Origin of the sequence: Rhodococcus sp. BS-15 (assembly GCF_000813105.1) — a bacterium.
Classification (GTDB): domain Bacteria; phylum Actinomycetota; class Actinomycetes; order Mycobacteriales; family Mycobacteriaceae; genus Rhodococcoides.
On sequence record NZ_BAOX01000205.1, the window covers coordinates 1 to 9,101 of the forward strand.

General features: G+C 63.3%; 7 protein-coding genes. All 7 read left to right on the forward strand.

What is annotated here, in order from left to right; all coding sequences use genetic code 11:
• The coding region (locus tag RHBS_RS19475) for a DUF3558 domain-containing protein (RefSeq protein ID WP_145977548.1) at positions 1 to 350 on the forward strand (350 nt) is incomplete at its 5' end.
• A 295-nt stretch (positions 351 to 645) separates the two neighbouring features.
• Positions 646 to 1,020: a 30S ribosomal protein S12 gene (rpsL, locus tag RHBS_RS19480; protein WP_008714048.1), complete on the forward strand. Its 375-nt coding sequence runs from the start codon at positions 646 to 648 to the stop codon at positions 1,018 to 1,020.
• A gap of 1 nt (position 1,021) precedes the next feature.
• The gene (rpsG, locus tag RHBS_RS19485) at positions 1,022 to 1,492 is read left to right on the forward strand and encodes a 30S ribosomal protein S7 (protein ID WP_003941856.1); all 471 of its coding nucleotides are present in this window, start codon (positions 1,022 to 1,024) and stop codon (positions 1,490 to 1,492) included.
• 95 nt (positions 1,493 to 1,587) lie between these two features.
• Positions 1,588 to 3,690: an elongation factor G gene (gene fusA, locus RHBS_RS19490; protein ID WP_121873359.1), complete on the forward strand. Its 2,103-nt coding sequence runs from the start codon at positions 1,588 to 1,590 to the stop codon at positions 3,688 to 3,690.
• Positions 3,691 to 3,792: 102 nt separating this feature from the next.
• Positions 3,793 to 4,983: an elongation factor Tu gene (gene tuf, locus RHBS_RS19495; RefSeq protein ID WP_032380840.1), complete on the forward strand. Its 1,191-nt coding sequence runs from the start codon at positions 3,793 to 3,795 to the stop codon at positions 4,981 to 4,983.
• Between the two features lie 272 nt (positions 4,984 to 5,255).
• Positions 5,256 to 6,551: a 3' terminal RNA ribose 2'-O-methyltransferase Hen1 gene (locus tag RHBS_RS19500; protein WP_237669461.1), complete on the forward strand. Its 1,296-nt coding sequence runs from the start codon at positions 5,256 to 5,258 to the stop codon at positions 6,549 to 6,551.
• Complete coding sequence (locus RHBS_RS19505; RefSeq protein WP_128646261.1) at positions 6,548 to 9,073, forward strand: polynucleotide kinase-phosphatase; 2,526 nt, start codon at positions 6,548 to 6,550, stop codon at positions 9,071 to 9,073. The genes RHBS_RS19500 and RHBS_RS19505 overlap by 4 nt, the downstream gene beginning before the upstream one ends.
• Positions 9,074 to 9,101: the final 28 nt, after the last annotated feature.

Below are 9,101 nucleotides of genomic sequence, written 5' to 3' on the forward strand. Positions count from 1 at the left end.
GTGCCGACGCCATCGAACGCGGCTTCTTCGGGGCCATCTGCCGGTGGGATCTCGTCGGCTCCGCGGGAACGGTGAAGGTCACCTTCAACTGGTTCGAGTCCGGCACTCTGGCGGCCGAGCGGGCCGCCGACGAGAAGATGATGTATACCGTCACCGACACAACGGTGCAGGGCCGCAAGGCAATCCAGGCCCAGCGCCCGAACGACCCCGACTCGTGCGGAGTCTCGGCCGGTGCGGATCGGGACGGCATCTTCGGGTGGTGGGTGCAGTACCAGCCGGACACCGCTCATCCCGATCCGTGCCAGGCCGCGGCGAAGCTCGCCGATCTCACGCTGAACCTCAGCCGATAGCCCGCGTACCCACGCGAGGGGTGTTTTGACCCGAGGTGACGCCGCCGGGTATCGTTATGGGTCGTGTCCGGCCTGGCCGGAACGTTTGTGTGCCTATGCGAGGTACAGCCGTGCGCACGTTCGCTTGAAAGAGCGCGCAACCGGCTGGACGTGTGGGGGTATGCGACACACCCGACCGCGGGGTGCAAGAGACCCGCGATAGCAGTACTGGAGCAGCAGCAGTACCGGGTGAGGAGCAGTGTTCTCTTGCTCCAACTGCTAGATCCCTGTTTATCGACACGAAGAAAGCCGGTTTATGCCAACGATCAACCAGCTGGTCCGTAAGGGACGCACCGACAAGGTCGCGAAACTGAAGACCGCTGCCCTCAAGGGCAGTCCACAGCGCCGTGGAGTGTGCACTCGCGTGTACACCACCACCCCCAAGAAGCCGAACTCCGCTCTCCGTAAGGTCGCGCGTGTTCGCCTGACCTCCTCGGTCGAGGTCACCGCATACATCCCCGGTGAGGGTCACAACCTGCAGGAGCACTCGATGGTGCTCGTTCGCGGTGGTCGTGTGAAGGACCTCCCGGGTGTGCGTTACAAGATCATCCGCGGCTCGCTCGACACCCAGGGTGTCAAGAACCGCAAGCAGGCTCGCAGCCGCTACGGAGCCAAGAAGGAGAAGAGCTGATATGCCACGCAAGGGCCCAGCACCCAAGCGGCCGCTGATCAACGACCCGGTCTACGGATCGCCGTTGGTCACGCAGCTCGTCAACAAGATCCTTCTCGACGGCAAGAAGTCGACCGCAGAGCGCATCGTCTACCAGGCGCTCGAGCAGGCTCGCGAGAAGACCGGCACCGACCCCGTCGTCACGCTCAAGCGTGCACTCGACAACGTCAAGCCGGCCCTCGAGGTTCGCAGCCGTCGCGTCGGTGGTGCCACCTACCAGGTGCCCGTCGAGGTTCGTCCCGGCCGCTCCACCACGCTGGCACTGCGCTGGCTGGTCACGTTCTCGCGCGCTCGTCGTGAGAAGACCATGGTCGAGCGTCTGGCAAACGAGTTGCTCGACGCCAGCAACGGCCTCGGTGCCGCTGTGAAGCGTCGCGAAGACACTCACAAGATGGCCGAAGCCAACAAGGCGTTCGCTCACTACCGCTGGTGATCTCCTCGCTCGGGCGGTATTCGGAACTATCCGATGCCGCCGGAGCGTTGATCAGCTCAGGCAATACCTCTTCCAACACCAAGGCGGGTTAACTCGTGGCACAGGACGTGCTGACCGACCTACTCAAGGTCCGCAACATCGGCATCATGGCCCACATCGATGCCGGCAAGACCACCACTACCGAACGCATCCTCTTCTACACCGGTATCTCGTACAAGATCGGTGAAGTTCACGATGGCGCAGCCACCATGGACTGGATGGAGCAGGAGCAGGAGCGTGGCATCACGATCACCTCTGCTGCCACGACGTGCTTCTGGAACGACAACCAGATCAACATCATCGACACCCCCGGTCACGTCGACTTCACCGTCGAGGTGGAGCGTTCGCTCCGCGTTCTCGACGGCGCAGTCGCAGTGTTCGACGGCAAAGAAGGTGTCGAGCCGCAGTCCGAGCAGGTCTGGCGTCAGGCCGACAAGTACGACGTGCCGCGCATCTGCTTCGTCAACAAGATGGACAAGCTCGGCGCGGACTTCTACTACACCGTGCAGACCATCATCGATCGTCTCGGTGCCAAGCCACTGGTCATCCAGCTGCCCATCGGTGCCGAGAACGACTTCGAGGGCGTCATCGACCTCGTGCAGATGAAGGCCCTCGTGTGGAGTGGCGAGACCAAGCTCGGCGAGAAGTACGAGATCCAGGAGATCCCGGAAAACCTCAAGGAGCGCGCGGACGAGTACCGCACCATGCTGCTCGAGACCGTGGCCGAGTCCGACGAAGCGCTTCTGGAGAAGCACTTCGGTGGCGAAGAGCTCACGATCGACGAGATCAAGGGCGCCATCCGCAAGATGACGGTCAACAGCGAGCTGTACCCGATCCTGTGTGGATCCGCGTTCAAGAACAAGGGCGTTCAGCCCATGCTCGACGCGGTCATCGACTACCTCCCGTCTCCACTCGACGTTGCCGAGACCATCGGACACGCCGTCGGCGACGAGGAGAAGGAGATCACTCGCAAGCCGTCCGCAGACGAGCCGTTCGCAGCTCTCGCGTTCAAGATCGCGACTCACCCCTTCTTCGGCAAGCTGACCTACGTCCGGGTGTACTCGGGCAAGGTCGACTCCGGCGCTCAGGTCATCAACTCGACCAAGGGCAAGAAGGAGCGTCTGGGCAAGCTCTTCCAGATGCACTCCAACAAGGAGAACGCGATCGCGACCGCATCTGCCGGTCACATCTACGCCGTCATCGGCCTCAAGGACACCACGACGGGTGACACGCTCTGCGATCCGCAGAACCAGATCATCCTCGAGTCCATGAGCTTCCCTGACCCGGTCATCCAGGTCTCGATCGAGCCGAAGACCAAGTCCGACCAGGAGAAGCTGGGAACAGCAATCCAGAAGCTCGCCGAAGAGGATCCCACCTTCTCGGTGAAGCTGGACGAGGACACCGGCCAGACCGTCATCGGCGGCATGGGCGAGCTGCACCTCGACATCCTCGTCGACCGTATGCGTCGCGAGTTCAAGGTCGAGGCCAACGTCGGCAAGCCGCAGGTCGCGTACCGCGAGACCATCCGCAAGACGGTCGACAAGCACGACTACACCCACAAGAAGCAGACCGGTGGCTCCGGCCAGTTCGCGAAGGTCATCATCAAGCTCGAGCCTTTCGAGGGCGAAGACGGTGCGACCTACGAGTTCGAGAACAAGGTCTCCGGTGGTCGTGTGCCCAGGGAGTACATCCCCTCGGTCGACGCAGGTGCTCAGGACGCCATGCAGTACGGTGTTCTCGCCGGATACCCCCTGGTCAACGTCAAGGTCACACTGCTCGACGGTGCGTACCACGACGTCGACTCGTCGGAAATGGCCTTCAAGGTCGCCGGCTCACAAGCGTTCAAGGAAGCCGCCCGCAAGGCCAGCCCCGTCATTCTCGAACCCGTCATGGCCGTCGAGGTCATCACGCCCGAGGATTACATGGGTGAGGTCATCGGCGACCTGAACTCCCGCCGTGGTCAGATTCAGGCCATGGAGGAACGCAGCGGTGCCCGTATCGTCAAGGCACTGGTTCCGCTGTCGGAGATGTTCGGCTACATCGGAGACCTTCGGTCGAAGACGCAGGGCCGCGCAAACTACTCCATGGTCTTCGATTCGTACGCAGAAGTTCCCGCGAACGTCGCGAAGGAAATCATCGCGAAGGTGAACGGAGAGTAATTCTCTCCGCTTGCTGGACCACGCTCGACCTGTAATAAGAAACAACACATACGCGTGCTTGCCCCGCAGGGGTACGCACAGATCAGTCCAGGAGGACACACAGTGGCGAAGGCGAAGTTCGATCGGACGAAGCCGCACGTCAACATCGGCACCATCGGTCACGTTGACCACGGTAAGACGACGCTGACGGCTGCAATCACCAAGGTTCTGCACGACAAGTTCCCGGACCTGAACGAGGCATCGGCTTTCGATCAGATCGACAAGGCTCCGGAGGAGAAGGCTCGTGGTATCACGATCAACATCTCCCACGTCGAGTACCAGACCGAGAAGCGCCACTACGCGCACGTCGATGCACCGGGTCACGCCGACTACATCAAGAACATGATCACCGGCGCGGCACAGATGGACGGCGCAATCCTGGTCGTGGCAGCAACCGACGGCCCGATGCCGCAGACCCGCGAGCACGTGCTGCTCGCCCGCCAGGTCGGTGTTCCGTACATCCTGGTCGCACTGAACAAGGCCGACATGGTCGACGACGACGAGATCATCGAGCTCGTCGAGATGGAGGTCCGCGAGCTCCTCGCTTCGCAGGAGTTCGACGAGGACGCACCGGTCATCAAGGTCTCCGCACTCAAGGCACTCGAGGGTGACGAGAAGTGGGGCGAGTCGGTTCTGGAGCTCATGCAGGCCGTCGACGATTCCGTCCCGGACCCGGTCCGTGAGACCGACAAGCCGTTCCTCATGCCCGTCGAGGACGTCTTCACCATCACCGGCCGTGGCACCGTGGTCACCGGACGTATCGAGCGCGGCTCGGTCAACGTCAACGAAGAGGTCGAGATCGTCGGCATCCGCCCCGGCTCGACCAAGACCACCGTCACCGGAATCGAAATGTTCCGCAAGCTGCTCGACTCGGGTCAGGCAGGCGACAACGTCGGCCTCCTCGTTCGTGGCATCAAGCGCGAAGACGTCGAGCGTGGACAGGTCATCATCAAGCCGGGCACCACGACTCCCCACACGGAGTTCGAGGGCAACGCATACATCCTCTCGAAGGACGAGGGCGGCCGCCACACGCCGTTCTTCAACAACTACCGCCCGCAGTTCTACTTCCGTACCACGGACGTTACGGGCGTCGTGACCCTTCCCGAGGGCACCGAGATGGTCATGCCCGGTGACAACACCGAGATGTCCGTCACGCTGATCCAGCCGGTCGCCATGGATGTCGGCCTCCGTTTCGCAATCCGTGAGGGCGGTCGTACCGTCGGAGCCGGTCGCGTCACGAAGATCGTCAAGTGATCTAGTTCCACCAGCTATACCTGAAGCGGCACTCACCCGAAAGGTGGGTGCCGCTTTTGCGTGCGCCCCCGTCGGCGTCAATGGACCATTGCACCGCCCAGACGTATGCAGTGGTTCATTCACGCGGTGCGGAGGTGGCCACCCACGGTGGGTGAATGGACCCTTGTCGCGGTCAGACGTATGCAGTGGTTCATTGACGCGGCCCGAGGACCCCGAAAAATGTGACGCATCGGGCGGGGCTGTCCCGTAACGTCGCTGCGGTGCTACTGACCGTGACTGCAAATGCCACAACCGATTTCCCGGACGCCTCCGACATCGGGTATTTGTTGCACAAGCATCCCGATCGCGTGCAGAGCTGGAACCTGCCGATGGGTGCCACCACGGTGCTGTATCCCGAGGTCTCGGCCACACGCACCACCGTCGCCGTTCTCGTCGATGCCGACGCCGCCTCCGCACTGGCGGTGGCTCTGTCGCGTCTGTTCAAGCAGACGCTCGCCGGCGTGTGTACCGGGAGGCCTGAATTGGTCTCTGCTGTAATCGATCTGACTGTGTCTCTACCCGCAGCGCCGTCGCGGGGCGGAACCGATCTCGCCGGTCGGCTCTTCGGTCCCCTCGGATGGACTGTAGATGCGACGCCCATTCCGCTCGATTCGACGCAGCCGGAGTGGGGCGACTCCGAGTACATCGATCTGGTTCTCACCGGCACGTTCACGCTGTCGGCTGCGCTGCGGCACCTGTACGTTCTTCTTCCGGTCCTCGACGACGGGAAGCACTACTGGGTGGGCGAGGACGAGGCCGACAAACTCGTTCGCGCAGCAGGGGATTGGCTGGGAGATCACCCGGAGTCGGCATTGATCGCCTCCCGCTACCTGGCGCACCGTCGCGAACTCGTGGCCTCGGCGTTGGACCGACTCGTCCCGGATGCGCCCGACGCCGTTGCCACTCCGCGAGATCCGACGTTGGCCGAGCAGCGGGTGCGTGCCGTACTGGCGTCACTGGACGGCGTCGGCGCGAAGTCGGTGATCGACCTCGGTTGCGGTGAGGGCCGCCTGCTACGAGAGCTGTTCGCAAACAACGACTTCGACCGTATCGTCGGTGCCGATGTGAGTGATCGCGCACTTGCCAAGGCTCAGCGCAGGCTGCGTCTGGACGACATGTCCGATCGTCAGCGCGCTCGGATCGAGTTGGTCCAGTCATCGGCGACGTACCGCGACGTTCGGTTGCACGGATTCGACGCGATGGTGCTGATGGAGGTCATCGAACACGTGGATCTCGACCGGCTTCCGGCGTTGGTGCGTTCGGTGTTTCTTCAAGCACGTCCGCGGACGGTTCTCGTCACCACCCCCAACTCCGAATACAACGTGCTCTATCCCGGCCTCGAACCGGGAACCTTCCGTCACGTCGACCACCGATTCGAGTTCACCCGCGCGCAGTTCGAGCAATGGGGTTCGTGGGTGGCACGTGAACATGCCTATGAGGTACGCGTCGAGGGAATCGGCCCTGTCGACGACATGCACGGCACCCCGACCCAGATGGCCGTTTTCACCCGAGAGGAGCAGTCCCGATGAGTACCTTCGACATTCCGGATCGGTCCCTCGTCGTACTCGTGGGCATCAGTGGCTCCGGCAAGTCGTCGTTCGCCGCGCAGCATTTCGGTCCGTACGAGACGGTGTCCAGCGATGTCTGCCGAGGGATGGTGAGCAACGACCCCAATCTGCAGAGCGCAACCAAGGACGCGTTCGCGCTGCTGGAATTTCTCGTCGCAATCAGGCTTCGGGCCGGGTTGCTCACCGTCGTCGATGCGACGAACGTCCAACCGACTGCGCGCAAAGCACTGATTGCACTGGCTCGTGAACACGATGTACTCCCAGTGGCCGTCGTACTCGATGTGCCGGAATCGGTGTGTGCACAGCGGAACGCGGAGCGAACCGACAGGACGTTCGGCCGAGACGTGCTGCGCCGCCAGCAGTCCCAGTTGCAACGCTCGATGCGAGGGCTCTCCAAGGAGGGTTTTCGCTCGGTCCACGTACTCGACGGGGTCGATGCGGTGGCGTCGGCGCAGTTCGTTCGCACCCCGCTGCGCAGTGATCGCCGCGAGCTCACGGGACCGTTCGACGTCATCGGCGACATTCACGGCTGCCTGTCCGAACTCGAGAGCCTGCTCGGTGCATTGGGCTACACGATCGAGCGGGACGATGCCGGCCGGCCGGTCGGTGCGACGCCACCGTCCGGTCGTACCGCGGTGTTCGTCGGCGATTACGTCGATCGCGGACAGGACTCGGTGGGAGTGCTGCGGCTCGTGATGGGGATGGTCGGTTCCGGAACGGCATTGTCAGTTCCGGGCAACCACGAGAACAAGCTCGTCAAGGCATTGCGGGGCCGGAAGGTGACCACGTCGCACGGTCTGGCCGAGACTCTCGAACAGCTCGAATCGGAATCCGACGAGTTCCGCCGCGAGGTTCTGGAGTTCTGCGACGGCCTCGTCGCGCACCTCGTGCTCGACGGCGGCAAGCTCGTCGTTGCGCACGCCGGACTGATCGAGAAGTATCACAACAGGGCGTCGGGCAGGGTTCGAAGCTTTGCTCTCTACGGTGACACCACCGGCGAGACCGACGAATTCGGCCTGCCGGTGCGGTATCCGTGGGCGCAGGATTATCGGGGCTCGGCGACGGTGCTCTACGGGCACACGCCGGTGCCGGAAGTGGAGTGGGAGAACAACACTGCGTGCCTCGATACGGGATGCGTCTTCGGCGGGAAGCTCACGGCGCTGCGCTATCCGGAGCGTGAGGTGGTCTCGGTTCCGGCCGAGAAGGTCTGGTACGAGCCAGCCCGTCCGGTGGGCGCGTTCGCGCGGGATGCAGCGTCGCTCGATCTGTCCGACGTGATCGGTCCGACGGGCGTCGAGACGTCGCTGCGTGGGCGGGTATCGGTTCGGCCGGAGAACGCTGCGGGTGCACTGGAAGTGATGAGTCGGTTCGCGCTGGCTCCGCAGTGGCTGCACTATCTGCCGCCGACCATGGCTCCGAGTGCAACATCGGAGCGCGAGGGTTATCTCGAGTATCCGACGGAGGCATTCGACGCGTATCGCGCGCTCGGAGCGTCGACGGTGATCTGCGAGGAGAAGCACATGGGCTCGCGGGTGGTCGTGGTGGTGTGTCGAGATGCTGGCACCGCGCGGGAGAAGTTCGATGCGCCGCAGGGAGTGCTCGGGACCGCGTACACGCGGACCGGTCGTCCGGTGTTCGACGAGTCGCTCACCGGTGAGCTGATATCCGCGGTGTCCGACGCGATCGAAAAGGCCGGTGTGTGGGACGAATTGGCCTCGAGCTGGCTGATTCTCGACTGCGAACTGATGCCGTGGTCTGCCAAAGCGGAGGGCCTGATCAAGGCCGAGTACGCCGCGGTCGCTGCGGTGTCTCGTGCGAATCTCGGGGCCGAGGCGGCGGTACTTGCGTCGGCCGGATCACGCGGTCTGGATGTGCAGGAGTTGCAGGAACGCAACACCGTTCGGCAGGGCAACCTGGGCGAGTTCACCGACGCATATCGGCGGTACGTCTGGCGGACGGACGGACTCGACGGAGTTCGGATCGCGCCGTTTCAGGTGCTGGCGTCGAACGTCGAGACGTATGCGGATCGTCCGCACTCGTGGCACCTCGACGTTGCCGACCGATTGGTCGCAGCAGCTCCCGGGGTGTTCGCCACTACCCGTCGAATCGAGGTCGACCTGTCGAATCCGGATTCGGTTGCGGCAGGGGAGAAGTGGTGGGAGGAGTTGACGGCGGAGGGCGGCGAGGGCATGGTCGTCAAACCGGCAGCGAACGCTCCACGCGGAAAGATACAGCCCGGCATGAAGGTTCGCGGCCGGGAGTACCTGCGGCTGATCTACGGCGCCGACTACACCGACCCGGATCGACTGACTGCACTGCGCAACCGAAACGTGGGACACAAACAGTCGATGGCCCTACGCGAATACGCGCTGGGCATGGAAGCGCTGGACAGATCGGTGCGCGATGAGCCGCTGTATCGCATTCACCAGGCCGTATTCGCGGTCCTGGCACTGGAATCGGAGCCGGTGGACCCGCGGTTGTAGATGCCGTGGGCAGTGGTGTGCTTATGTG